Origin of the sequence: Rhodococcus sp. NPDC127527, assembly GCF_042672245.1 — a bacterium.
GTDB lineage: Bacteria > Actinomycetota > Actinomycetes > Mycobacteriales > Mycobacteriaceae > Rhodococcus_G.
Window position 1 is genome coordinate 11,886 of sequence record NZ_JBHXVP010000009.1, and the last position, 25,077, is coordinate 36,962.

Sequence of the window (25,077 nt, forward strand, 5' to 3'; positions counted from 1 at the left end):
CCCGTCGGCTCACCGGCCCACTGGCGCCTCGGTGCGGTCGGCCGTGTCGAGGGTGAGGGCGCGGACCGCGTCCCGAAGTTCGACGATCTCGGAGTGCAGCGAGTCGATCTGCTTCGCGGTCGCGGCACGGTTGCCGTCTTCCTCCTCTGCCACCCGCTGCACGATCCACGACGCGACTGTCGCGGTCACCACACCGATCAGGCTGATGCCGCCGATCATCAGCAGCACGGCGATGATCCGGCCGCTCGTGGTGACCGGTGCGTAGTCGCCGTAGCCGACTGTGGTGACGGTGGTGATCGACCACCACAACGACTCGCCGAATGAGGTGATGACGGCGTCGGGGTGGCCACGTTCGGTTTCCAGCATCGCCAGCGACGCGACGTAGATGAACAGGACCGCGCAGGTGACCGTGTAAACGACCACCCGCCCCCGGATCGCGCTCCCGAGTGCCTTCTGCAGCGCCGTGACCAGGATCAACAGTCGGAGCATCCGCAGCGGGCGCAGCAGTGGCAGCGCCACCACCGCGAGGTCGACGAGGTGGCGCAGAATCCATCGACCGCGGTCGTGGGCGAGTGAGAGCCGGACGACGTAGTCACACGCGAAGCAGAACCACGACAGGGCGACGACGACGTCCAGCGCCGCGGCCGTGCGGCCGTGCGGCTGCGCCAGCACCTGCACGGAGTAGGCCACGAGGAACGCGCACGCGCCCCAGGCGAGCGGCCACTCGACGCGGCGCTCCCACCGTTCGAGTCGACTCGTACCGATCTCGACCGGCGCCTGCCACCACTGGACCCGCTGCCGTTCGCCGTTCACACCAACCACGAGAGCACGGTAGCGGCATTCGGGTCGCGGTGACTCCGTACGACACCCTGCCCCGCGCGTGTCCGTAACGGGTTCGCCGGGCCAGACGGTAGCGTCTGAGGAATCAAGGACGAGCGACAGGGGAGCAACAGACCGTGGTGACACCGCAGCCGCCAGCGGCGGAGTCAGAGCGCCCGTACCCCGAGGGACAGGGGCATGCTGGCGCGCTCTTCGACGACCGCCCGTCCGACGTCTTCGACAGCACCGTCCTCGGCGACGCCGCCGAGCTGGGGCCGACCGGCCGACCGGTGCGCGCGATCCCCGAACCCGCGCCGTTGCAGACGCACGGGCCGGCGAAGGTCATCGCGATGTGCAACCAGAAGGGCGGCGTCGGCAAGACGACCTCGACGATCAACCTCGGCGCGTCGCTCGCCGAGTGCGGTCGCCGGGTGCTCCTGGTCGACCTCGACCCGCAGGGCGCGCTGTCCGCCGGTCTCGGCGTCGCGCATCACGACCTGGACCTGACCGTGCACAACCTGCTCGTGGAGCCGAAGGTCTCCATCGACGACGTGCTCATGCGGACCAGGGTCGAGAACCTGGACCTGCTGCCCAGCAACATCGACCTGTCCGCCGCGGAGATCCAGCTGGTCACCGAGGTGGGCCGCGAGCAGACCCTCGGCCGGGTGCTCTACCCGGTGCTCGATCGCTACGACTACATCCTGATCGACTGCCAGCCGTCCCTCGGGCTGCTCACCGTCAACGCACTCGCCTGCGCCGAGGGCGTCATCATCCCGATGGAGTGCGAGTACTTCAGCCTGCGCGGGCTGGCCCTGCTCAACGACACGGTGGAGAAGGTCCGCGACCGGCTGAATCCGCGACTGCAGATGTCGGGCATCGTGGTGACCATGTTCGACGCGCGGACGCTGCACGCACGCGAGGTGATGGCGCGGGTGGTCGAGGTGTTCGGCGACCTGGTCTTCGATACTGTCGTCAACCGCACCGTGCGCTTCCCCGAGACCAGCGTCGCGGGCGAACCGATCACCACGTGGGCGCCGAAATCCGGTGGCGCACAGGCGTATCGGTCGCTCGCGCGCGAAGTGATTGCGCGGTCCGGTCGGTAGATGGACACTGCGCCGGCACTGGACGTCGCGCCGACCGAGACCGCTGTGCCCGAAGATCTCGCACTGCCCGGTGACGGTGCGGTGCCCGCCGACCCAGCCGTGGCCGACGCCGCGACCGAGGAGCCGGGCAAGGCGGGGTTCCGGGTGCGACTGCGGAACTTCGAGGGCCCGTTCGATCTGCTCCTGACCCTGATAAATCAACGCCGCCTGGATGTGACCGAGGTCGCGTTGCACGAGGTCACCGACGACTTCATCGCGTACACCCGGGCGCTCGGCGCCGAGATGCCACTCGACGCGACCACCGAGTTCCTCGTTGTCGCGGCGACCCTGCTCGACCTCAAGGCCGCCCGGCTGCTGCCCGCAGGTGAGGTCGAGGACGCCGAGGATCTCGCCCTGCTCGAGGCGCGGGACCTGCTGTTCGCGCGCCTGCTGCAGTACCGGGCCTACAAGCAGGTCGCGCAGCTGTTCGCCGAGCTCGAGGCCGCCGCCCTGCGCCGCTACCCCCGGTCGGTCGCGCTCGAGGACCGGTTCGCCGGACTGCTGCCCGAGGTGCTGCTCGGCGTCGATCCGCGTGCCTTCGCGGACATCGCGGCGACGGCGTTCGCGCCGCGGCCGGTCCCGACCGTCGGCCTCGACCACCTGCACGTGCCGACGGTGTCGGTGCCCGAGCAGGCATCGATGATGCTCGACCTGCTCAAGGCGCGCGGCGAGGGGCAGTGGGCGAGTTTCGGCGAGCTGATCGTGGGCTGCGAGGTCACGGTGGAGATCGTGGCCCGATTTCTGGCGTTGCTGGAGCTCTACCGGGAGCGGGCGGTGGCGTTCGAGCAGCCCGAGCCGCTGGGCGAGCTGCTGGTCAGCTGGACCGGTGAGGTGGACGCGGACGGACAGACGCTGGTGACTGGGGAGGACTACGAATGAGTGAACTCGATCAGGCGCCCGAGCCCGAGGCGGCGTCGGCCGACCTGGATGAGGGTGCCGACCCCGACGACCGCCTCGACGACGCGGCGCTCGAGTCCGCGCTGGAGTCGTTGTTGCTGGTCGTGGACTCGCCGGCGGGCAACGACGTGCTCGCCTCGGCGGTCGGCGACACCCCCGCCCGGGTCCGCAAGGCGCTGCGCCGGATGTCCGCCGAACTGACCGCGCGGCGCAGCGGGATCGACCTGCGTTACGCGGGCGACGGGTGGCGCTTCTACACCCGCAACGAGAACGCGCCGTACGTCGAACGGCTGCTTCTCGACGGTGCTCGGTCGAAACTCACACGCGCGGCTTTGGAAACCTTGGCCGTTGTTGCGTACCGTCAACCTTTGACCCGTGCGCGGGTGAGTGCGGTTCGTGGCGTGAACGTCGACGGCGTGATGCGCACCCTGCTCGCCCGTGGCCTGGTCGCGGAGGCCGGTGTGGACTCCGAGACCAACGCAACGACGTACGCGACGACGGAGCTGTTCCTCGAACGGCTCGGTCTCGCCTCGCTGGCAGATCTGCCGGCGCTGGCGCCGCTGCTGCCCGACGTCGATGTCATCGACGACATCAGCGACGACATGGAGTCAGACCCGCGGTTCACCAAACTGGGAGCCGCACGGGCGGGGTCGGAACCCGAGTTCGACACCCGCGTAGACAGTGAAGACTGACAGGACCAAAAGTGAACAGACCCGCTCGCCGTGATGGCACACCGGACCGAGGCAGGAGCAATCCCGCCCGCAAGAACACGAACAAGAAGGACACGCCCCAGCAGGGGTCGGGTTCGAGGGGAGCCGCACCCCGCGACGGCGCCCGCGGAGCAGGCGCAGGCGCTTCCGCAGGCCAGGCCGGTGGCGCCCGGAAGCCCCATCGGGGCCAGGCTGCCCCGCAGGCCCCTGGCAAGAACAAGTACGGCAAGACCAAGTCGGCGAAGCCGCAGCGCGCCCAGCAGGTCGCGCCCAAGATCAGCAACGCCAAGCCCGCCCGGCACCAGTACGCCGAGGGTCAGGGCCCAGCCAAGCTGCCCGCGGGCGAGGGCATGCGACTGCAGAAGGTGCTCGCCCAGGCGGGTGTGGCCTCGCGCCGCGCCGCCGAGGAACTGATCGAGCAGGGTCGCGTCGAGGTCGACGGCCGTATCGTCGTCGAACAGGGCCTGCGGGTCGACCCCGAGAACGCGGTCGTGCGGGTCGACGGCGTCCGCGTCGTCGTCAAGAAGGATCTCGTCCACATCGCGCTCAACAAGCCGCGCGGCTGGCAGTCCACCATGTCCGACGACCTCGGCAGGCCCTGCATCGGCGACATCGTCTCCGAACGGGTCTCCGCCGGCCAGCGACTCTTCCACGTCGGGCGTCTCGACGCCGACACCGAGGGCCTGATCCTGCTGACCAACGACGGCGATCTCGCACACCGTCTGATGCACCCGTCCTTCGAGGTGCCCAAGACCTACCTCGCGACGGTGTCCGGCGTGGTCGACCGCAACCTCGGCAAGACGCTGAAGGCGGGCGTCGAGCTCGAGGACGGCCCGGCCAAGGTCGACTCGTACGCACTGCTCGACGTGAACCAGGGCAAGTCCCTGGTCAAGATCGTGCTGCACGAGGGCCGCAAGCACATCGTGCGGCGCCTGCTCGAGGCGGTCGGGCATCCGGTGGTGCGCCTGGTGCGCACCGACATCGGACCGGTCGCGCTCGGAGACGGACGTCCGGGCACCCTGCGCGTCATCGGCCCCGGCGAGGTCGGCGCGCTGTACAAGGCGGTCGGGCTGTGAGCGAACAGGTCGCTGCCCGCCTGGTGGTCGCGATGGACGGCCCGTCCGGCACCGGCAAGTCCAGCGTGTCCCGGCGGCTCGCCGACGGCCTCGCCGCCCGCTACCTCGACACCGGCGCGATGTACCGGATCGCGACCCTGCACGTGCTGCGCTCGGGCGTCGACATCGACGACGCCGCGGCCGTCGCGGCCGCGACCAAGGCGCTCGAACTGGCGATCGGGACCGACCCGGCCTCGGACCGGGTGCTGCTCGCCGGCGAGGACGTCACCGACGAGATCCGCGGCGCGGCCGTCACGCAGGCGGTCTCCGCGGTCTCGGCGGTGCCCGAGGTGCGAACCATTCTGGTCGACAAGCAGCGCCAGCTCGTCGCGACCACCGACCGGATCGTGGTCGAGGGACGCGACATCGGCACCGTGGTGCTGCCGGACGCGGACGTGAAGATCTACCTCACGGCCACCGCGGAGGCGCGGGCGCAGCGCCGCAACGTGCAGAACATCGCCGAGGGCCGTGGCGACGACTACGCCGCGGTGCTCGCCGACGTGCAGCGCCGCGACCATCTCGATTCCACCCGCGCGGTGTCCCCGCTGCGACCCGCCGACGACTCGGTGATCGTGGACACCAGCGAACTGGGCATAGACGACGTGATCGGCAGGTTGCTGCTGGTGGTGCGCGACAGAACTGGAGCAGTGCAGTGACCGACAGTCTTGACTTCGGCGGATCGGAATTCGCCGGCGACGGCACCTGGAGCGAGGAATCGGACTGGGAGTTCGTCGATTTCGAGGAGGGCGAGGAGGGCGAGGGCCACGTCGCCGTCCCGACCCTCGCGATCGTGGGCAGGCCGAACGTCGGCAAGTCCACGCTCGTCAACCGGATCATCGGCAGGCGTGAGGCCGTCGTCGAGGACATCCCGGGTGTCACCCGCGACCGCGTCTCCTACGAGGCCAACTGGTCCGGTCGGCGGTTCATGGTGCAGGACACCGGCGGCTGGGAGCCCGACGCGAAGGGCCTGCAGCAGTCGGTAGCCCGGCAGGCCGAGCAGGCCATGCAGACCGCCGACGCCATCGTCCTGGTCGTCGACGCGGTGGTCGGAGCGACCGCCACCGACGAGGCCGTCGCACGGGTGCTGCGCCGGTCCAAGACCCCGGTTCTGTTGGTGGCCAACAAGGTTGACGACGAGCGCACCGAGTCGGAGGTGGCCGCGCTGTGGTCACTCGGCCTCGGCCAGCCGCACTCGGTGAGCTCGATCCACGGCCGCGGCACTGGTGACCTCCTCGACGAGGTGCTCGCGGTGCTGCCCGAGACCCCGCGCGAGGGCACAGGCGGTCAGGGCCCGCGACGGGTCTCGCTGGTCGGCAAGCCGAACGTCGGCAAGTCGAGCCTGATCAACAAACTCTCCGGCGCCGAACGGTCCGTCGTCCACGACGTGGCCGGCACGACCGTCGATCCGGTGGACTCGCTGGTCGAGCTCGGCGGCAAGGTGTGGCGCTTCGTGGACACCGCGGGTCTGCGCAAGAAGGTCAGCCACGCGAGCGGGCACGAGTTCTACGCCTCGCTGCGGACGAAGGGCGCGATCGAGGCCTCGGAGGTCTCGATCCTGCTGATCGACGCCTCGCAGCCGATCACCGAGCAGGACCTGCGGGTGCTGTCGATGGTGTCGGACGCGGGCCGCGCGCTGGTGCTTGCGTTCAACAAGTGGGACCTCGTCGACGAGGACCGCAGGACCATGCTCGAGCGGGAGATCGACCGGGACCTGGTGCGGGTGCCGTGGGCGCAGCGGGTGAACATCTCCGCGCACACCGGCCGTGCCGTGCAGAAGCTGGTCCCGGCGCTGGAGACGGCGCTGGACTCCTGGGACAAGCGGATCCCGACCGGCCGGCTGAACACCTGGCTCAAGGAGGTCGTCGCGGCGACCCCGCCGCCGATGCGTGGCGGGCGGCTGCCGCGGATCATGTTCGCCACCCAGGCGGGCACGCGGCCGCCGACGTTCGTGCTGTTCACCACCGGGTTCCTCGAGGCGGGTTACCGCCGCTTCCTGGAGCGTCGCCTGCGCGAGGAGTTCAACTTCGACGGCAGCCCGGTGCGCATCTCGGTGCGCGTGCGGGAGAAGCGGGAACGCAAGAAGCGCTGAGCCTCGACAGGTGTCCGCGGCGGTGGCTCCACCGCCGCGGACACCGCGAGAAACGGTCCACGACGAGGCGATTCGCGATCCGGAGTCGCACTGATGTAATCTCATCGAGCGCCCGCAAGGGAGTGGACGGGCTGTGGCGCAGCTTGGTAGCGCACCTGACTGGGGGTCAGGTGGTCGCAGGTTCAAATCCTGTCAGCCCGACAACCGAAGGCCGTTCCGGAGAAATCCGGGACGGCCTTCGTCGTGTTCGGCCGCAGGTCCGAGTGATTTTCACGGACCCGCCGATTGCTAGGCTGACCGCGATCATCACCCCATCCACCCCGTCGGGAGAACTCACCGTGGTCGACCTCGCATATGTCATCGCCGGCATGGAAGCCACCGGCGGCGCCGGACTCCAGGTCGACCTCAAGACCTTCCAGGAACTGGGCGTCTACGGCGTCGGCACCACCACCTGCATCGTGTCCTTCGACCCGAAGAACAACTGGTCGCACCGATTCGTCCCGATCGCGCCGGAGGTGATCGCGGACCAGATCGAGGCGGCCACCGCGGCACACGACCTCGACACCGTGAAGATCGGCATGCTCGGCACCCCGGCGACCATCGAGGTCGTCGCCGAGGGGTTGCGCGGGCAGTCGTGGCGTCATGTCGTGCTCGACCCGGTGCTCATCTGCAAGGGCCAGGAACCCGGTGCCGCGCTGGACACCGACACCGCGCTGCGCGAGCAGATCCTGCCGCTCGCGACCGTGGTGACCCCGAACCTGTTCGAGGCCCGCACCCTGGCCGGGATGGACGCCATCGGCTCGGTCGACGAGCTGATCGAGGCCGCCCGCCGCATCCACGACCTCGGCCCGAGGTACGTCCTGGCGAAAGGCGGGGTGGAACTGCCCGGTGACGACGCGGTGGACGTGCTCTTCGACGGCGAGGACGTCACGATCCTCACCGCGCCGAAGGTCGGTCGCGAGCGCGTCTCCGGCGCGGGCTGCACCCTCGCCGCCGCCGTCACCGCCGAACTGGCCAAGGGCGTCGAGGTGTACGACGCGGTCGACTTCGCGAAGGAGTTCGTCACGGCGGGCATCGAGGGCCGCGTGGGCGCGCACACCCCGTTCGACACGGTCTGGCAGGGCGCGTTCGTCGACGCCCTCGCCTGAGCCGGCCCCGTCGCGTCGGCGCCGCCGCCCGGTGCGGGTCTAGGGTCGGCTGATGGACGAGGACCCGACTCTCACTCGCGGGGCCTGTGCGGCCGCGCTCGCCGGCTTCACGCCGCTCGTGGTGGACCGCGCCGGGCACCGGACCGCCGCGGTGGCCCTCGCGGTCGTCGAACGCGCCGACGAGCCGGTCCTGCTGCTCACGCTGCGGCCCAGCAGGATGCGCGCGCACCCCGGTCAGTTCGCGCTGCCGGGCGGCGGCGTCGACCCCGGTGAGTCGCCCGAGCAGGCGGCGTGGCGGGAGCTGGGGGAGGAGCTCGGCATCCACGCCGAGGAGGCGGACCTGCTCGGCGCGCTCGACGACTTCGTCACCCGTTCCGGATACGTGATCACCCCGGTCGTGGTGTGGGTCGGCGAGCCGGCCGTACCGATCACGCCGAACCCGGACGAGGTCGCGCTCGTGTTCGAGGTGACCGCCGCCGAACTCGACGCCGAGCCCGTCATCCGGTCGCTGCCCGGGGAGTCCGAGCCGCTGCTGCACTGGCCGTTCCGGGGTGAACAGTTGTTCGCGCCGACCGCGGCGATCATCCACCAGTTCCGGGAGGTCGTCCTGCACGGGCGGCACACCCGGGTCGCCGATCTCGCGCAGCCCGACTTCGCGTCCCGCTGACCGGTTACGGTCGGGTGATGGAACTGAGCACCCCGAAGCCGCGCGACGAGGATCCGCGGGACGGCGCGCCGCCGCCGCAGCCGGGCCCGGTGCTGACCCGGGAGATGTGCGCGGCGCGGCTGCGCGGGTTCGAGCGAACGGTCGCCCCGCCGAGCGACACGCGCCGTGCCGCGGTGGCGTTGGCGCTGATCACCGACGAGGCGGGCACCCGGCTACTGCTCACCCGCAGACCGCCGACGATGCGCGCGCACGCCGGACAGTTCGCGCTGCCCGGCGGCACCGTCGACCCCGGCGAGTCCACCGAGCAGGCCGCGGTCCGCGAGCTCGCCGAGGAACTCGGGGTGCAGGCGAGTGCAGCCGATGTCGTCGGTGCCCTCGACGACTACGTCACCCGGTCCGGCTTCGTGATCACCCCGGTCGTGGTGTGGGTGGGGGAGACCGGCGGGCCGATCATCCCGAACCCGGACGAGGTCGCCGTGGTGTTCGAGGTGACGATGGCCGAGGTCGACGTCGACGCGGTGCTCGAGCCCGTCACGAACGCCCCCGCGGGTACGCCGCCGATGCTGCGGTGGCCGTTCCGCGGCGGCGCCATGCACGCCCCGACCGGCGCGATCGTCCATCAGTTCCGCGAGGTGGTGCTCCGCGGCCGGGCGACCCGGGTGGCCGCGTACTCGCAGCCGGACTTCGCCGCGCGCTGACGTACCCGCCCCGGCGCGTTCGCCTGTGCCGGCGGCGTGCGCGTTCTACCGTGGCCGACATGGGAATCGTCTACTCGACGTTGCAGCGCCTCGACCGGACCGGCGTCGAGCCCGTCGCCTGGCAGGCCCCGACTCCGCCCACCGTCGGCGCCGCGACCGCCCCCACGTTCGAGGCCACCGAGCGCTGGAGCATGCCCGGTGCCACGGGGCCCGAGGACGTCGCAGTCGACCACGACGGGCGCCTCGTCACCGGCACCGACGACGGCAGGCTGTGGCGCTTCGACGAGCCGGGACGGCCCACCGTCGTCGCCGACACCGGCGGCCGCCCACTCGGCGTCGAGGTGCTCGCCGACGGCCGGTACCTGGTCTGCGACGCGGAGCGGGGCGTGCTGCGGGTCGACGATCGCGGGCGGATCGAGACGCTCGCCGACAGTGCGGTCGGCCAGCCCCTCGTCGCCTGCAACAACTCGGCGGTCGGACGCGACGGCATCGTCTACTTCACCGACTCCTCGGCCAAGTACTCGATCGCCGAGCACCGCTACGACCTGCTCGAGCACCGCGGGACCGGCAGGCTGATCCGCTTGGACCCGGCGACCGGCGAGACGGACCTGCTGGCCGACGGCCTGCAGTTCGGCAACGGGGTCGGGCTCGCCGCCGACGAGTCCTTCGTGGTGGTGGCGGAGACCGGCGGCTACCGGATCCGGCGGGTCGAGCTGACCGGACCGCACGCCGGCCGAGTCGGGACCTGGGCGGAGAACCTGCCCGGCATCCCGGACAACGTCGCCTCGCAGACTGTCGACGGGATCTTCTGGGTCGCGCTGTACAGCCCGCGGATGCGGCTGCTGGACCTGATGGCGCCGCACCCGGCCCTGCGGCTGCTCGCGGCGAATCTGCCCGACTGGGCGCAGCCGGAGCCGGAACAGCGGGCCTGGGTGCTCGGACTCGACGGCAACGGCACGATCGTGCACAGCCTGCGGGGCGGGAAGGGCAGCTATTCGCCGGTCACGGGGGTGCGCGAGGCCGACGGCTGGCTCTATCTGGGCAGCCTGACCGCGGACGCGGTCGCCCGCGTTCGAGCCCCCCGGACCGCCGTGTGACACGCTTGTCCCCGTAGCCGAACGGACGAGGAAGCACGGGGGTCACATGGGCAGCGGAAACCGGCCACCTGAGGTGGCGGACGGCCCGACCGAACCGATCGTGACCGACCGGATCCTGACCGTGCCGAACGTGCTCAGCGTGCTGCGCCTGGTCGGCGTCCCGATCTTCGTCTACCTGCTGCTCGGCCCGCACGCGGACGGCTGGGCGCTGGCGATCCTGATGCTCAGCGGGTTCACCGACTGGGCCGACGGCAAGCTCGCCCGTCTGCTGAATCAGACGTCGAAACTGGGCGGCCTGCTCGATCCGCTGGTGGACCGGCTCTGGGTGGTGTCGACGCTGGTCGCGTTCGCGCTGCGCGACATCATCCCCTGGTGGGTCGCGGCGATCCTGATCGGCCGCGACCTGGTGCTGGCGTGCACGCTGCCGATCTACCGACGCCGCGGGCTGCCGCCGCCCACCGTGCTCTACCTCGGCAAGGCCGCCACCTTCGCGCTGATGTTCGCGCTGCCGCTCGTGCTGGCGGCGCAGGGGGACTGGGCGTTCGCCCCGTACGGTCGAGCCTGGGGCTATGCGCTGCTGGCGTGGGGGACCGGGCTGTATGTGTGGACCGGACTGCTCTACCTGCTCGCCGCGCGCAACGTCGCGCGGACGGTCCCGCCGGTCCCACGTCGGGGTGCCGGCGCACGGGGAGCCGAGTCCCCGTGAGCGGTGCCGCGAGAGACGACGAACCGGTCCGCCGCAATCCGGTCCCCTCGCTGTTGCGGGCGTTGATGAACGAGGGGCTCGACCCCGGCTACGCCGCCGCGGCCGAGGACCGGGCGCGTGGACACTCCTTGCACCGACCGCTGCACGCGGGCGCCTGGTGCGCCGCCGGCTGCCTCGTCCTCGGGCTGCTCTTCGGGGTGGCCTACGCGCAGGCAGCCGACCGTGCCCCCGGCGCCGACCAGGTGCGCAGCGAGATCCTCGGCAAGGTCAAGGACGCGGAGGCGCGAGGTTCGGGACTGTCCGCCGCCCGGGACGACCTGGTGGCCCGGACGGACGCGCTGCGGGAGCAGGCACTGGCAGGCGACGCCCAGGGATCGGCGGTCCTGGCCAGGCTCGGCGCACAGGAACAGGCCGCGGGGCTGGACGCGGTGCACGGGCCGGGCATCGTCGTCACGCTCACCGACCCGGCCGCCCGCCCCGACCTGTCCGACCAGTCGCGCCCTGCGGCCCGAGCGAAGCCGGTGATCCTCGACCGTGACCTGCAGGCGGTGGTCAACTCGCTGTGGGCGAGCGGCGCCGAGGCCGTCGCGGTCGGTGGCGTCCGGGTCGGGCCTTCGGTGACGATCCGGCAGGCGGGCGGTGCGATGCTGGTGGACAACCAGCCGGTGCCGTCGCCGTACGTCGTCTCCGCGATCGGGCCGAGCTCCCGGCTGCAGACCGGATTCGTGGTCAGTGACGCCTACCTCCGGATGTCCGGTGTGGCACAGCTTTACGGCGTCGGGTTCACGGTCGCCGACAACGACGACATCCGACTGCCCGGCGCGTCAGCCCGGGAGATCCGATCCGCACACGAGTTGGGGGGCCAGTGAAGCCGCTGAAGGTGGTCAAGAACGGATACGCGATTTACGGCGTACTCGCGCTCGTCGCGGGGATCGTTGCGGGCGTGGTCTTTCGGCCGCAGGTGCCCGACGCGGTCCAGCCGTACCTGCCGATCGCCGTGGTCGCCGCGCTCGACGCGGTGTTCGGCGGTCTGCGTGCGTACCTGGACGAGATCTTCGACGCCAAGGTGTTCGTCGTCTCGTTCGTGTTCAACGTGCTCGTCGCCGCGCTCATCGTCTGGCTCGGCGACCAGCTCGGTGTCGGCACTCAGCTGTCCACGGCGATCGTGGTGGTGCTCGGTATCCGGATCTTCGGCAACGCGGCCGCGCTGCGGCGCAGGCTGTTCGGTGCGTGACCGACGGTGAACGGGTCCGAGGGCAAGCACGAATGGCACACCGCGACACCGGAGTCCGTGCGCCGGTCCCGGACGGTGTTCGGGCTGCTGGCGGTGCTGTTGATGGCCGCGCTGGGGCTCGCGATCGCGACGCAGGTCCGCGACACCGGTTCGGGAGACACGCTGGATTCCGCGCGGCCGGCCGACCTGCTGGTGGTGCTCGACACCCTGAACCAGCGCGAGGCCTCGTTGCGCCAGGAGGTCGCCTCGCTGGAGGAGACGTTGGCCACGTTGCAGCGCAGCGGCGGCGGCTCGGAGGCGGCGCTGGCAGAGGCGAAGTCGCGGCTGACGGCCTTGTCGATCCAGGTCGGTTCGATCCCGGCGACCGGCCCCGGCGTGGTGCTGACGGTGACCGATCCGGGTCGTGGCGTCGGCTCGGAGGTGCTGCTCGACCTGCTGCAGGAACTGCGCGCGGCGGGGGCGGAGGCCATCGAGGTGCAGGGCGGCGGAGCTGCGCCGATTCGGATCGGGGTCAACTCGTGGGTGACCGGGCAGCCGGGTCGGCTGAAACTCGACGGGACGGAGATCGCGGCGCCGTACCGGGTGACGGCGATCGGTGACCCGCCGACGTTGGCGGCCGCGTTGAACATCCCGGGCGGAGTGGTGGACACGGTGGCTCGCAGCGGTGGTCGGGTCACCGTCGAACAATCCGAGCAGGTCACGATCTCCGCCTTGCGAGAGACGAAACCGCGCCAATACGCTCAGCCCGGAAACTGAGATCCGGGTACGACCTGCCGCGACCGCCGCGCGCACCGGATTTGTCATGAAAGGACTTCACGGTGAGTGAACTCAATACGCCGACCGAATTGCTGTACACGGCGGAGCACGAATGGGTGCAGCGGACCGGTGCGACCACCGTGCGGATCGGCATCACCGATTTCGCGCAGTCGCAGCTCGGCGACGTGGTCTTCGTGCAGCTGCCGGCCGTCGACGACGCGGTTGTTGCGGGGGAGTCGCTCGGCGAGGTCGAGTCGACGAAGAGCGTCTCCGACATCTACGCTCCCCTGAGCGCGAAAGTCATTGCGGCGAACGCCGATTTGGATGCCAGCCCCGAGCTGGTCAACTCCGCGCCGTACGAACAGGGGTGGTTGGTGGAGTTGGAGGTCGCCGACGAGGCGACTCTCGATTCCGCGCTCGCCGGGATGCTCGACGCGCAGGCGTACCGAGCGGTCTCGGGCGAGTAGATTCGGCCCGCCCCGACCGGCGACTGCCTACGCGGACGGGCTTTCGCAGGGTACGGTCGAGGGGAGCGCATTCGCCGTGTCGGGGCGCAGGTCCGCATCGGTATGTGATTGTGTCTACAGATTTGTTCGGGACCATTCCCGAATCGATCGGACTGAGGAGGAGAAACGGTGAGCGACAACGACAACGACGCGGTCTACGGGGAAACGCCGGCGGAGACCACGTCTGTCTTCCGTGCGGATTTCCTCAGTGAACTGGACGGTGCGACGGCCACCCCGCCAGTCACTGAGGCGCCCGTCTCGGGCGTCGAGGGTCTGCCGGCCGGATCGGCCCTGCTCGTCGTCAAGCGCGGCCCCAACGCGGGCTCCCGGTTCCTGCTCGACCAGCCCACCACCTCGGCGGGCCGGCACCCGGACAGCGACATCTTCCTCGACGACGTCACGGTCAGCCGCCGGCACGCGGAGTTCCGTCAGGACGAGCACGAGTTCCAGGTGGTCGACGTCGGAAGCCTCAACGGCACCTACGTCAACCGCGAGCCGGTCGACTCGGCGACCCTGGCCAACGGTGACGAGGTCCAGATCGGCAAGTTCCGGCTCGTCTTCCTGACCGGTCCGCGTGGGGCGGCCGGCGACTCGCCTGCGGGTGCGGGAAGCTGATGACAGCCGTACGGCAGCAGACCCAGGGCGGCATGTCGATCGGCTCCGTCCTGGATCGGCTCCGTCCGGAGTTTCCGGACATCACGATCTCCAAGATCCGCTTCCTCGAGGCGGAGGGCCTGATCAGTCCGGAACGTACGCCGTCGGGCTACCGGCGGTTCTCGATCACCGACTGCGAGCGCCTGCGGTTCGTGCTGACCGCGCAGCGTGACCAGTACCTGCCGCTCAAGGTGATCAAGGAGCAGCTCGAGGCGATCGACAGCGGAGTCGCGGTGGTCGGGTCCACGGACTCGGCCCCGCGTCGCCCGCGGGCGTTGGCGATCGCGCCGGGGGAGGTCTCGCCCGAGGAGTTCCGGCCGCACCGCGAGGTGCGGATCAGCCGGGCCGACCTGCTGGCCCGCTCGGGAACCGACGAGCCGTTCCTGGCCGAGCTCGTCCGCAGTGGGCTGATCGTGCCGGGCGCGGCCGGGTTCTTCGACGAGGCCGCGGTCACCCTCGCGCGCACTGCGAAGGCGATGTCCGGTTTCGGCCTCGAGGTTCGGCACCTGCGGGCCTTCAAGCTCGCCGCGGACCGGGAGGCGGGACTGGTCGCGCAGATCGCCGGACCGGTCGCCAAGGGGCGTGACGCGGGTGCGCGGGACCGCGCCGAGGAGATGGTGCGCGAGCTCGCGGCACTGTCACTGACGCTGCACACCTGTCTGGTCAAGGCGGCTGTGCGCGGAGCGCTGGATCGTTGATCGACTGACCTGTCCGGCAGGCGAGACGAGAGTCGAATGGTGGCCCCGGTTCGAATAGAATCGACGGTACCGCTTCATGGTTCGGGCGCCATCTTCGTTGGCGTGCAAGGGACGGCAGACGGGAGGCAGACGCGATGAGCGAAATGCGCGTGGTCGGCATTCGTGTTGAGCAGCCACAGAATCAGCCCGTCCTGCTGCTCCGGGAGGCGGACGGCGACCGCTATCTCCCGATCTGGATCGGGCAGACGGAGGCGACCGCGATCGTCCTCGAACAGCAGGGTGTCGAGCCGGCGCGCCCCCTCACGCACGACCTCATCACCACGCTGATCGGCGCGCTCGGACACACCCTGCGCGAGGTGCGGATCGTGGACCTGCAGGAGGGCACGTTCTACGCCGACTTGGTCTTCGACGAGAACCTGACCGTCTCGGCGCGGCCGTCGGACTCCGTCGCGATCGCGCTGCGCGCGGGCGTGCCGATCTACGCCGAGGAGTCGGTGCTCGCCGAGGCCGGACTGGTCATGCCGGACGAACGCGAGGACGAGGTCGAGAAGTTCAAGGAATTCCTCGAATCGGTGTCGCCGGACGATTTCAAGGCCACCGACGGCTGACCCGATTCGGCCGTCACCTGGCGAAACGGTGCACTCTCAAGCTAAGGTCCAGCTATCTGGGCGTGTTGCGTTGACCGCGGATACGCCGAGCCATAGCGTCTGGTCTCAGTGAACACCCACCATGTGATTCATCCGGGCGTACCCTGAGATGAATCCACGGTAGGGATTGTCCGTGCGAGAGGGAGCAGTCAGTGGGAGATCAGCCGAAGGACGCGAATGTCCGTGAGGACATCAACGCCGAGGTGGTCAGCGCCGAGGACATTCAGCCCGGCCTGTTTCCCGACGACTCCGTGCCGGACGACCTGGTCGGTTACCGAGTACCGATCGCCTGCCAGATCGCGGGTATCACCTACCGGCAGCTCGACTACTGGGCGCGGACCTCGCTGGTGGTCCCGTCGATCCGCGGGGCCGCGGGATCGGGTAGCCAGCGCCTGTACTCGTTCAAGGACATCCTGGTCCTGAAGATCGTCAAGCGTCTGCTCGACACCGGGATCTCGCTGCAGAACATCCGCGTCGCGGTCGACCATCTGCGCAAGCGGGGCGTCGGCGACCTGGCGAAGATCACGCTCTTCTCGGACGGCACGACCGTCTACGAGTGCACGTCCCCGGAGGAGGTCGTCGACCTGCTGCAGGGCGGCCAGGGCGTGTTCGGCATCGCGGTCAGCGGCGCGATGCGGGAACTGACCGGCACCATCGCCGACTTCCCGGCCGAGCGTGCCGACGGCGGCGAGAGCGAGCAGAGTCCGGAGGACGAACTCGCGTCGCGGCGCAAGAACCGCGCCAACCGCAAGATCGGCTGATCCGGGTCGACTCCGGCTCGCCGAACGTGTCGCGCGGCACACTCCGGCAGGGGTACCGGCGGCGCGAGCAAGGCGATTCGTGGCCTAGAATCACAGGTACGTCGACGCCGCATGGGAGAGTTCCGGAGCACCAGTCCGGACGCCGAAGGAGCAATACCTCCCCGTCAATCTCTCAGGCAACGAGGACCGTGCGGGCTACGACGTCTCTGGAAAGCGGTGGGAGCACCCACCCGCCCACGGGGAAAGGGACCCACGCAGTCGGGTCCTGAATCTCTCAGGCGCTCGCGGCGACGAGCAGGCGACAGAGGGGGAGGAAAGCACCGCGCTCGAACCCATCCGGGCAGGCGGGGTGTTCCCTCAGACCCTCCAGCCGCGGGAGTTGCGATGTCCGTCAATGACAAGTCCGACGCCAGAAGTCACGCATTCGTCGATCGCCACATCGGCCCAGACACCGCCGAACTGCAGCGCATCCTGCACGTCATCGGCGTCGACACGCTGGACGAGATCGCCGCGAAGGCCGTGCCGGCGAGCATCCTCGACTCGGCGGCGGACGGGATCAGCGACGGCCTCGACGTGCTGCCCCCGCCGGTCTCCGAGCACGAGGTGCTCGCCGAACTGACCGCGCTGGCGCAGCGCAACACCGTCGCCACCTCCATGATCGGCCTCGGGTACTACGACACCCTCACCCCGCCGGTGCTGGTGCGCAACCTCATCGAGAACCCCGCCTGGTACACCGCCTACACGCCGTACCAGCCGGAGATCAGCCAGGGCCGGCTCGAGGCCCTGCTCAACTTCCAGACCATGGTCGCCGACCTCACCGGGATGGAGGTCGCGAACTCGTCGATGCTCGACGAGGCCACCGCCGCCGCCGAGGCGATGACGCTGCTGCGCCGGGCCGGCCGCAGCAAGTCCCCGCGATTCGTCGTCGACACGGATCTGTTCCCGCAGACCAGGGCCGTGATCGAGACTCGGGCCACCCCGCTCGGCATCGAACTGGTCGAGGCGGATCTGAGCCTCGGGCTGCCCGACGGCGAGTTCTTCGGCGTCCTGGCCCAGGTACCCGGTGCGTCCGGCCGCGTCGTCGACCACAGCGCGCTGATCGCCGCGGCACACGAGCGCGGTGCGCTGGTCGCCGTCGGAGCCGACCTGCTGGCGCTGACCCTGCTGACCCCGCCCGGCGAGCAGGGCGCCGACGCCTGCTTCGGCACCACGCAGCGTTTCGGCGTCCCGATGGGCTTCGGTGGTCCGCACGCCGGCTACCTCGCGGTCCACTCGAAGCTGGCCCGGCAGCTGCCCGGACGGCTGGTCGGGGTGTCGGTGGACGCCGACGGCGACAAGGCCTACCGGCTCGCACTGCAGACCCGTGAACAGCACATTCGCCGTGAGAAGGCGACCTCCAACATCTGTACCGCGCAGGTCCTGCTCGCGGTCGTCGCGGCCATGTACGCCAGCTACCACGGCGCCGAGGGCCTGACCGCGATCGCGCGGCGGGTCCACGGTCACGCCCGCGCCCTGGCGTCCGGCCTGCGCGCGGCCGGCGTCGAGGTCGTACACGAGCAGTTCTTCGACACCGTGCTCGCCCGGGTGCCCGGCCGCGCCGAGGAGGTCGTCGCGGCGGCCAAGGGCTGGAACGTGAACCTGCGGCAGGTCGATGCCGACCACGTCGGCATCGCGTGCGACGAGGCCACCACGCCCGCGCACCTGGAGTCGGTGTTGGCGGCGTTCGGCGTGCGCGCCGCGGGCGTGGACGCGGCGGCCTCGCTGCCGGCCGAGCTGGCACGCACCTCGGAGTTCCTCGCGCACCCCGCATTCGTCAAGCACCGCACCGAGACCGCGATGATGCGCTACCTGCGGATGCTGGCGGACAAGGACATCGCCTTGGACCGCAGCATGATTCCGCTCGGATCCTGCACCATGAAGCTCAACGCGGCCGCCGAGATGGAGGCCATCACCTGGCCGCAGTTCACCAACCTGCACCCCTTCGCGCCCGTCGACGACGCGCCCGGCATGCTGTCGATCATCACCGACCTGCAGGACTGGCTGGCCGCGATCACCGGCTACGACGCGGTGAGCCTGCAGCCGAACGCCGGCAGCCAGGGCGAGTACGCGGGCCTGCTGGCGATCCGCAATTACCACCTCTCCCGCGGTGACGACCACCGCGACACCTGCCTGATCCCGTCCAGCGCGCACGGCACCAACGCCGCCTCCGCGGTGATGGCCGGGATGCGGGTCGAGGTCGTCGGCTGCCGTCCCAACGGTGACGTCGACCTGGACGACCTGCGGGCCAAGATCGCCGACCACGCCGAGCGGCTGGCCGCGATCATGATCACCTACCCGTCCACGCACGGCGTGTACGAGCACGAGGTCGCCGACATCTGCGCGGCCGTGCACGACGCGGGTGGTCAGGTGTACGTCGACGGGGCCAACCTCAACGCGCTCGTCGGCCTCGCCCGCCCGGGCCGGTTCGGCGGCGACGTCAGCCACCTGAACCTGCACAAGACCTTCTGCATCCCGCACGGCGGTGGCGGGCCCGGCGTCGGCCCGGTCGCGGTGCGCGCGCACCTGTCCCAGTTCCTGCCCGGCCACCCGCTGGCCCCGCAGCTCGGCACCGGGCCGACCGTGTCCGCGGCGCCGTACGGCAGCGCCTCGATCCTGCCCATCACGTGGGCGTACATCCGGATGATGGGCGCGGCCGGGCTGCGTCGGGCCTCACTCACCGCGATCGCATCCGCGAACTACATCGCCCGCCGCCTCGACGAGCACTTCCCGGTGCTCTACACCGGCGAGAACGGGATGGTCGCGCACGAGTGCATCGTGGACCTGCGTCCGATCAGCAAGGACACCGGAGTCACCGTCGACGACGTCGCGAAGCGGTTGGCGGACTACGGGTTCCACGCCCCGACCATGAGCTTCCCGGTGGCGGGCACGCTGATGATCGAGCCGACCGAGTCCGAGAACCTGGACGAGATCGACCGGTTCTGTGACGCGATGGTCGCGATCCGGTGCGAGATCGACCGGGTCGGGTCGGGGGAGTGGCCGGTGGACGACAACCCGCTGCGCGGCGCCCCGCACACCGCGGCCTGCCTGGTCGGCGAGTGGGAGCACCCGTACTCGCGTGAGCTCGCGGTGTTCCCGTCCGGCAAGTCCGCCCGCAAGATCTGGCCGCCGGTCCGGCGCATCGACGGCGCGCACGGCGACCGCAACCTGGTCTGCTCCTGCCCGCCGATCGAGGCCTTCAGCAGCTGAGCCTGCCCCTTCCACCTCCCGATGTCACACCGGTTCGTCTGAAGCGGTCCGAGTGTGACATCGGGAGGTGGGGTTCCGGGGTCGTGAGCCGTCCGAACGGTCCTTGTGTGACCTGCGGTGGTCGGAGGACGATGGCTGAGGGTGACTGTGCGCCACCCTCGTCCAGCCAAAGGTGCAGGAAATGTCTTCCACAATCGCACGAGTCCTGGCAGTCACCGCAATCGTCGTGTCGGTCGGTGCGCTCGCAGCTCCGACCGCCTCCGCGGACAAGCGCATCATCGGAAACGGGTCGGTGAACATCTGCTTCGTCGTTCCGCTGCCAGGCTCGGCCGACATCACCTGGTGCCTCTGACCTCGGTGCCGTCAGGCGAGCAGCGTGCCGATCGCCGCACTCAGTTCGGGTCCGGCCGAGGTCGAGACGCTCACCAGGGTGCCGCCGGTCTGATCGGCGAGCTGCCGCAGCGTGGCGCTGTCGGAGTTCGCGCCGATGGTGATGACGTCGACGCGAACGGGCTTGCCGTCCACGGCGGTGTCCTTGATCGACGCGAGCAGCTGCTGTGAGCTGATCGACGTGTCGTCGTTGGGTCCGTCGGTGATCAGCAGTACCGAGTTCGGCCGGTCCGCGACGAAACCCTTCACCGCGGCCGCGTACGCCGCCTCGACCGAGGCGTAGGTCGAGGTGGCGGTCGCAGGCCTGAGGCCGCTCAGGGCGGTGTCGATCGCCTGCCGTCGGGGCACGCCGCCGACGGACCCGGCGAGCGATCCGGTCGGGACGGCTACCTTGTATGCCTTGGCGCCGTCGAGGCCCTTCGAGTACACCCACAGTCCCAGGTTCGAGTTGTCGGGCATGGTGCCGACCTGCGTGGTCAGGGCGGCCGCGGTGTTGCGCAGCCGTGTCGCGTTGCCCTCGTTGTCACTCATCGATCCGGAGATGTCCAGCAGCACGGTCGAATTGCGTGGCGTGACCGGGTTCTCGACCACACCCGTCAGCGCCCGCGTCACGTCGGCGGGAGCGGGTGCGAGCACGCTGGGGAGGGGCGCGAACCGGACGGCTTCGGTGCCCGCGGGCGCGGTGCCGTCCACCCTGAAGCCCGCTGCGCGCAGCGTCTCGGCCTGTTCCGGCCGGCGGACAAAGTCGACGAACTGGGCGGCCGCGCGGCTGCGGGTCTCGTCGACCCAGCCGGCGGTCAGGATCGCGGCGGGATGATCGGCGACCGGAGTCGCACCGGTGAGCGCCACCTCGCCGATCGATGCGCCGGCGGAGGTCGCCGCGTACACCTGCTGTTCGGTCGCGGGAACTGCGTGCAGCGGGCCGTCGGCCGGCTTCTGTTGCGCGGCCAGGGCTTTGAGGGCGTCGGCGGTGTTCGAGGGAACCCCGCCCGCTATCGCGGTGGAGCCCAGGCTCAGCGTCTCCAGCGCCGCCGTCACGGGGGCGGACGCCGCCTGCTGCGCGGTGACCGGGCCGGTGCCCGCGCCGGCGACCTCCGCGGCGACCGCCTCGGCGGCCAGTCCGGTGGCGTCCGAGCCGGCGCCGGTGGGCATCGCCAGGCGCAGTCCGCCCCACCCGGGCAGACCCAGCGGTGGCAGCGAGCCCGGGTCGGACTGCATGCGGGGCAGATCCCGCCAACCGACCGGCCTCGCGGTCAGCGCCATCGCCAGGTGGCGTGCGGCGGCCAGGACGACCGGCGACTCGGCCACCGACTTCGGTTGACCGTCGACCAGTCCCGGATGGTCGGCGAGGGCGCCGACGGACCGGGAACTCTGGGGAATCCACAGTGCCGGAGCCGGACCGGTCCCGGTCCACTTGCCGCCGCCCGCGCGGAGCGCCGCGGTGGTGGTCGCGGACGGCTCGGCGGTGACCGTCACCGTCATGCAGTGGTCCCGCACCACCGGTGCGGTCTTGTTGTAGCGGTCCGCGAACTCGCTGATCTGGGCGGCGATGTCGGGATCGGCCGTGACGTCGAGGACGGCATTGCCCTCGACGCAGGTCTGCGCGGCCTGGGTGCCCTGGTCCGAGATGCGGTCGCGCAGTTGGAACCAGCCGAGTGCGCCGAGGACGAGCACGACCACCGTGGCGACCGCGATGATCGGGCCCTTGCTGATTCCCCGGGTGCCCTGCCGTCCGCGATGCTGCCCCACGTGCCCTCGTCTCCGTCCGCCGTCGCCGGACCAGTCCCGTCGATCGCACAGGGGCCCGGACGCCCGCGCGAGTTCTCCAACGGCAGTCTACGGATCGGTGCCGACCGGATCCTCGGTCGACCGCGGGTCCCCGACACGACGACGCCGCCGCCCGAGACGAACCTTCTCGGGCGGCGGCGTCGATGCGCAGTGGGGATCAGGCGTTGGCGGCCTTGTACTCCCGGCGGCGGCGGTGCAGGATCGGCTCGGTGTAGCCGCTCGGCTGCTCGGCGCCCTCGAGGATCAGCTCCTTGGCTGCCTGCCAGGCGATGTTGGTGTCGAAGTCCGGCGCCATCGGGCGGTAGTCGGCGTCGCCCTCGTTCTGCCGGTCGACCACGGGGGCCATCCGCTCGAGCGCGGCGACGATCTCCGCCTCGGTGACGATGCCGTGACGCAGCCAGTTCGCGAGCAGCTGGCTCGAGATGCGCAGGGTGGCGCGGTCCTCCATGAGCGCGACGTCGTGGATGTCGGGCACCTTGGAGCAACCGACACCGGCGTCGATCCAGCGGACCACGTAGCCGAGGATGGACTGGCAGTTGTTGTCCAGCTCCTCGCGCTTCTCGGCGTCCGACCAGTCGGTGCTCGGGGCGAGCGGGATGGTCAGGATGTCGTCGACCGTGGCGCGCGGGCTGCCCTTCAGTGCGTCCTGGACGGCGAACACGTCGACGCGGTGGTAGTGCGTGGCGTGCAGGGTGGCACCGGTGGGCGAGGGCACCCACGCGGTGTTGGCGCCGGCCTTGGGGTGGCCGATCTTCTGCTCGAGCATGTCCGCCATCAGGTCGGTCATCGCCCACATGCCCTTGCCGATCTGCGCCTTGCCCTGCAGTCCGGCGGCGAGGCCCTTGTCGACGTTCCAGTCCTCGTAGGCGGAGATCCAGCGCTGCTTCTTCATCTCGGCCTTGCGCACCATCGCGCCGGCCTCCATGGAGGTGTGGATCTCGTCGCCGGTGCGGTCCAGGAAGCCGGTGTTGATGAACACGACCCGGTCGCTGGCCTCCTTGATGCAGGCGGCCAGGTTGACGGTGGTGCGGCGTTCCTCGTCCATGATGCCGACCTTGAGGGTGTTCGCGGGCAGGCCGAGGACCTCCTCCACGCGACCGAACAGCTCGGAGGTGAACGCGACCTCCTCGGGACCGTGCTGCTTGGGCTTGACGATGTAGATCGAGCCGGTGCGGCTGTTGTCGAGCGGCCCGTTGGCCTCGCTCCTGGACAGGCCGTGCACGGCACACAGGCTGGTGATCAGGGCGTCGAGGATGCCCTCGGGCACCTCGTTGCCGTCGGCATCGAGGATCGCCGGGTTGGTCATCAGGTGACCGACGTTGCGGACGAACAGCAGCGAGCGGCCGTGCAGGGTCAGCTCGGAGCCGTCCGCGGCGGTGTAGATGCGGTCGCCGCCCAGCGTGCGGGTGAAGGACTTGCCGCCCTTGCTGATCTCCTCGGCGAGGTCGCCGCGGTTGAGGCCCAGCCAGTTGCGGTAGCCGACGACCTTGTCGTCGGCGTCGACGGCCGCGACGGAGTCCTCGAAGTCCATGATCGTGGTGAGCGCGGACTCGAGCACGACGTCCTTGACGCCGGCCGCGTCGGTCGAGCCGATCGGGGACGCGGCGTCGATCTGGATCTCGGCGTGCAATCCGTTGTTACGCAGCAGGACCGAGGTCGGCGCGTCCTTCTCGCCGAGGTAGCCGACGTACTTCTCCGGCTGCGCGAGGGTGGTGACGGTGCCGTCGGTGAGTTCGACCTTCAGCTCGGTGCCGTCGATCCGGTAGCTCTTGGAGTCGGCGTGGCTGCCGGCCGCGAGCGGTGCCGCGGCGTCGAGGAATTCGCGGGCCCAGGCGATGACCTTGTCGCCGCGAACCTTGTTGTAGCCCTTGCCCTTCTCCGCGCCGTCGGCCTCGGAGATGGCGTCGGTGCCGTAGAGGGCGTCGTACAGCGATCCCCAGCGGGCGTTGGAGGCGTTGAGCGCGAACCGGGCGTTGAGCACCGGGACGACCAGCTGCGGGCCCGCGGTGGTGGCGATCTCCGCGTCCACGTTCTGGGTCTGCACGGTGAAGGGGGCGGGTTCGGGCAGCAGGTAGCCGATCTCCTGCAGGAACGCCTTGTACTCCGCGGCGTCGAACTTCGGTCCGAGGTGGTCGCGGTGCCAGGCGTCGATCTGGGCCTGCAGGTCGTCGCGCTTGGCGAGCAGGGCCTTGTTCTTGGGGGCGAGGTCCTCGATGACCTTGACGGCGCCGGCCCAGAAAGCGTCGGCGTCTACGCCGGTGCCGGGCAGGGCTTCGGCGTTCACGAAATCGTGAAGTACCTTTGCAACCTGAAGACCACCGACCTGCACGCGTTCAGTCATGAATTGCCTCACTTTTCTGGGGATGCCACATCTAGACCGCCCTTATGTTACTCGGGGGTAATCGTCTAGCTGTTTGTCGCGGGTTCCTGGCCAGGTTCAACGGTTCGGTCATCGTGACGATTCCCGGAATCCGACGGCGCCACCGCGACCCGGTGGTCTTGACGGGTGCGCGCGGGTGCGGTGGAGTTGGATCCGTGCAGTTCGCCGGACCGGCAGTGCAGTACGACCGCTTCATGGGGCGCTACACGCCCGCCCTCGCGGTCGCGCTCGCCGACGCCGCCGACATCGCATCCGGCAGCCGGGTCTGCGACGTCGGATGCGGACCCGGCGGTCTCACCCGGGAACTCGTCACCCGGGTGGGCGCGGCGAACGTCGCGGCGATCGACCCGGCACCGCAGTTCGTCGCGGCGTGCCGCGAGCGAAATCCCGGCGCCGACGTCCGGGAGGGGGTGGCCGAACGGCTGCCCTGGGCGGACGGCGAGTTCGACGCCACCCTCTCGTCACTGGTGGTCGGGTTCATGAGCGACCCCGACCGAGGTGTGCGTGAGATGGCCCGCGTGACCCGCCCGGGCGGCACCGTCGCCGCCTGCATGTGGGACATCGCCACCGGCGGCATGACGATGCTGCGGCTGTACTGGACCGCGGTGCGTGAGGTGGACCCCGACGCGGCAGGCGAATCCGCGATGGCCGGCACCGCCGACGGCGACCTCGCCGGGCTCTTCCGCGGCGCCGGGCTGACCGACGTGGCCGGCGGTGCGCTCACCTCCCACGCGGACTACACCGGATTCGACGACTTCTGGGAGCCGTTCACCTTCGCGGTCGGTCCCGCCGGCCGGCACTTGCAGTCGCTGTCGCGCGCGCAGCAGGCGCGCGTGCGCGACGCATGCCGGGCGGAGCTTCCGTCCCGGTCGTTCAGGCTCGACGCCCGCGCCTGGTACGCCAGGGGGACGGTGTCCGCGCCGGAGTGA

General features: G+C 70.4%; 25 protein-coding genes, 1 tRNA gene and 1 riboswitch. Of the genes, 23 read left to right on the forward strand and 3 right to left on the reverse strand.

Going from position 1 to position 25,077, the window contains the following annotated elements:
* Positions 1-9: 9 nt before the first annotated feature.
* Complete coding sequence (locus ACFVH2_RS15970) at positions 10-765, reverse strand: potassium channel family protein (RefSeq protein ID WP_378428220.1); 756 nt, start codon at positions 763-765, stop codon at positions 10-12.
* Positions 766-956: 191 nt separating this feature from the next.
* Here ACFVH2_RS15970 and ACFVH2_RS15975 point away from each other — a divergent pair, with 191 nt between their 5' ends.
* The 22 genes from ACFVH2_RS15975 (at position 957) to ACFVH2_RS16080 (ending at position 19,942) form a co-directional block, all read left to right on the forward strand.
* Entirely contained in the window at positions 957-1,922 is a 966-nt protein-coding gene (locus ACFVH2_RS15975; protein WP_378428192.1) for a ParA family protein, read from the forward strand.
* Positions 1,923-2,840, forward strand: coding sequence for a segregation and condensation protein A (locus tag ACFVH2_RS15980; protein ID WP_378428190.1), 918 nt, complete (start codon positions 1,923-1,925; stop codon positions 2,838-2,840).
* On the forward strand, positions 2,837-3,550 hold the full coding sequence (locus tag ACFVH2_RS15985) for an SMC-Scp complex subunit ScpB (protein WP_378428188.1): 714 nt from the start codon (positions 2,837-2,839) through the stop codon (positions 3,548-3,550). The genes ACFVH2_RS15980 and ACFVH2_RS15985 overlap by 4 nt, the downstream gene beginning before the upstream one ends.
* A gap of 11 nt (positions 3,551-3,561) precedes the next feature.
* On the forward strand, positions 3,562-4,644 hold the full coding sequence (locus ACFVH2_RS15990; protein ID WP_378428186.1) for a pseudouridine synthase: 1,083 nt from the start codon (positions 3,562-3,564) through the stop codon (positions 4,642-4,644).
* Positions 4,645-4,676: 32 nt separating this feature from the next.
* Positions 4,677-5,339: a (d)CMP kinase gene (cmk, locus tag ACFVH2_RS15995; RefSeq protein WP_378428218.1), complete on the forward strand. Its 663-nt coding sequence runs from the start codon at positions 4,677-4,679 to the stop codon at positions 5,337-5,339.
* The gene (gene der / locus ACFVH2_RS16000) at positions 5,336-6,772 is read left to right on the forward strand and encodes a ribosome biogenesis GTPase Der (RefSeq protein WP_378428184.1); all 1,437 of its coding nucleotides are present in this window, start codon (positions 5,336-5,338) and stop codon (positions 6,770-6,772) included. The genes cmk and der overlap by 4 nt, the downstream gene beginning before the upstream one ends.
* A 127-nt stretch (positions 6,773-6,899) precedes the next feature.
* Positions 6,900-6,973: transfer RNA gene (locus tag ACFVH2_RS16005), tRNA-Pro, on the forward strand.
* Between the two features lie 137 nt (positions 6,974-7,110).
* The gene (gene thiD / locus ACFVH2_RS16010; RefSeq protein ID WP_378428182.1) at positions 7,111-7,920 is read left to right on the forward strand and encodes a bifunctional hydroxymethylpyrimidine kinase/phosphomethylpyrimidine kinase; all 810 of its coding nucleotides are present in this window, start codon (positions 7,111-7,113) and stop codon (positions 7,918-7,920) included.
* 52 nt (positions 7,921-7,972) lie between these two features.
* On the forward strand, positions 7,973-8,587 hold the full coding sequence (locus tag ACFVH2_RS16015; RefSeq protein WP_378428180.1) for an NUDIX hydrolase: 615 nt from the start codon (positions 7,973-7,975) through the stop codon (positions 8,585-8,587).
* Positions 8,588-8,691: 104 nt separating this feature from the next.
* Positions 8,692-9,285, forward strand: a complete 594-nt coding sequence (locus ACFVH2_RS16020) for an NUDIX hydrolase (RefSeq protein WP_378428216.1) — start codon at positions 8,692-8,694, stop codon at positions 9,283-9,285.
* 59 nt (positions 9,286-9,344) lie between these two features.
* On the forward strand, positions 9,345-10,382 hold the full coding sequence (locus tag ACFVH2_RS16025; protein ID WP_378428178.1) for an SMP-30/gluconolactonase/LRE family protein: 1,038 nt from the start codon (positions 9,345-9,347) through the stop codon (positions 10,380-10,382).
* Between the two features lie 46 nt (positions 10,383-10,428).
* On the forward strand, positions 10,429-11,088 hold the full coding sequence (locus ACFVH2_RS16030) for a CDP-alcohol phosphatidyltransferase family protein (RefSeq protein ID WP_378428177.1): 660 nt from the start codon (positions 10,429-10,431) through the stop codon (positions 11,086-11,088).
* Between the two features lie 65 nt (positions 11,089-11,153).
* Positions 11,154-11,957, forward strand: a complete 804-nt coding sequence (locus tag ACFVH2_RS16035) for a DUF881 domain-containing protein (protein ID WP_378428214.1) — start codon at positions 11,154-11,156, stop codon at positions 11,955-11,957.
* Positions 11,958-11,962: 5 nt separating this feature from the next.
* A complete protein-coding gene (locus ACFVH2_RS16040) occupies positions 11,963-12,322 on the forward strand; it encodes a small basic family protein (protein ID WP_378428212.1) in 360 nt (119 codons plus the stop codon).
* Positions 12,323-12,328: 6 nt separating this feature from the next.
* Positions 12,329-13,078: a DUF881 domain-containing protein gene (locus ACFVH2_RS16045; RefSeq protein ID WP_378428175.1), complete on the forward strand. Its 750-nt coding sequence runs from the start codon at positions 12,329-12,331 to the stop codon at positions 13,076-13,078.
* Positions 13,079-13,140: 62 nt separating this feature from the next.
* Positions 13,141-13,545, forward strand: coding sequence for a glycine cleavage system protein GcvH (gcvH, locus tag ACFVH2_RS16050; RefSeq protein WP_378428173.1), 405 nt, complete (start codon positions 13,141-13,143; stop codon positions 13,543-13,545).
* Positions 13,546-13,713: 168 nt separating this feature from the next.
* Positions 13,714-14,199 carry a glycogen accumulation regulator GarA gene (garA, locus tag ACFVH2_RS16055; RefSeq protein ID WP_378428171.1) on the forward strand — a complete coding sequence of 162 codons (486 nt, stop codon included), beginning with the start codon at positions 13,714-13,716 and terminating at the stop codon, positions 14,197-14,199.
* Positions 14,199-14,936, forward strand: coding sequence for a MerR family transcriptional regulator (locus ACFVH2_RS16060; RefSeq protein WP_378428169.1), 738 nt, complete (start codon positions 14,199-14,201; stop codon positions 14,934-14,936). The genes garA and ACFVH2_RS16060 overlap by 1 nt, the downstream gene beginning before the upstream one ends.
* A gap of 134 nt (positions 14,937-15,070) precedes the next feature.
* Positions 15,071-15,544: a bifunctional nuclease family protein gene (locus tag ACFVH2_RS16065; RefSeq protein ID WP_378428167.1), complete on the forward strand. Its 474-nt coding sequence runs from the start codon at positions 15,071-15,073 to the stop codon at positions 15,542-15,544.
* A 191-nt stretch (positions 15,545-15,735) separates the two neighbouring features.
* On the forward strand, positions 15,736-16,344 hold the full coding sequence (locus ACFVH2_RS16070; RefSeq protein WP_378428165.1) for a MerR family transcriptional regulator: 609 nt from the start codon (positions 15,736-15,738) through the stop codon (positions 16,342-16,344).
* Positions 16,345-16,446: 102 nt separating this feature from the next.
* Positions 16,447-16,543: riboswitch (glycine riboswitch) on the forward strand.
* Positions 16,544-16,728: 185 nt separating this feature from the next.
* Positions 16,729-19,590, forward strand: coding sequence for an aminomethyl-transferring glycine dehydrogenase (gene gcvP / locus ACFVH2_RS16075; protein ID WP_378428163.1), 2,862 nt, complete (start codon positions 16,729-16,731; stop codon positions 19,588-19,590).
* A gap of 181 nt (positions 19,591-19,771) precedes the next feature.
* Positions 19,772-19,942 (forward strand): hypothetical protein, encoded by a 171-nt coding sequence (locus tag ACFVH2_RS16080; RefSeq protein ID WP_378428161.1) that lies wholly within the window; start codon positions 19,772-19,774, stop codon positions 19,940-19,942.
* A gap of 11 nt (positions 19,943-19,953) precedes the next feature.
* On the opposite strand, the gene ACFVH2_RS16085 is transcribed toward ACFVH2_RS16080, so the two are convergent.
* Both ACFVH2_RS16085 and ACFVH2_RS16090 read right to left on the reverse strand, forming a co-directional pair.
* On the reverse strand, positions 19,954-21,729 hold the full coding sequence (locus tag ACFVH2_RS16085; protein WP_378428159.1) for a substrate-binding domain-containing protein: 1,776 nt from the start codon (positions 21,727-21,729) through the stop codon (positions 19,954-19,956).
* A gap of 196 nt (positions 21,730-21,925) precedes the next feature.
* Positions 21,926-24,109, reverse strand: coding sequence for a malate synthase G (locus ACFVH2_RS16090; protein ID WP_378428157.1), 2,184 nt, complete (start codon positions 24,107-24,109; stop codon positions 21,926-21,928).
* Between the two features lie 194 nt (positions 24,110-24,303).
* Here ACFVH2_RS16090 and ACFVH2_RS16095 point away from each other — a divergent pair, with 194 nt between their 5' ends.
* Positions 24,304-25,077 (forward strand): class I SAM-dependent methyltransferase, encoded by a 774-nt coding sequence (locus ACFVH2_RS16095; protein ID WP_378428155.1) that lies wholly within the window; start codon positions 24,304-24,306, stop codon positions 25,075-25,077.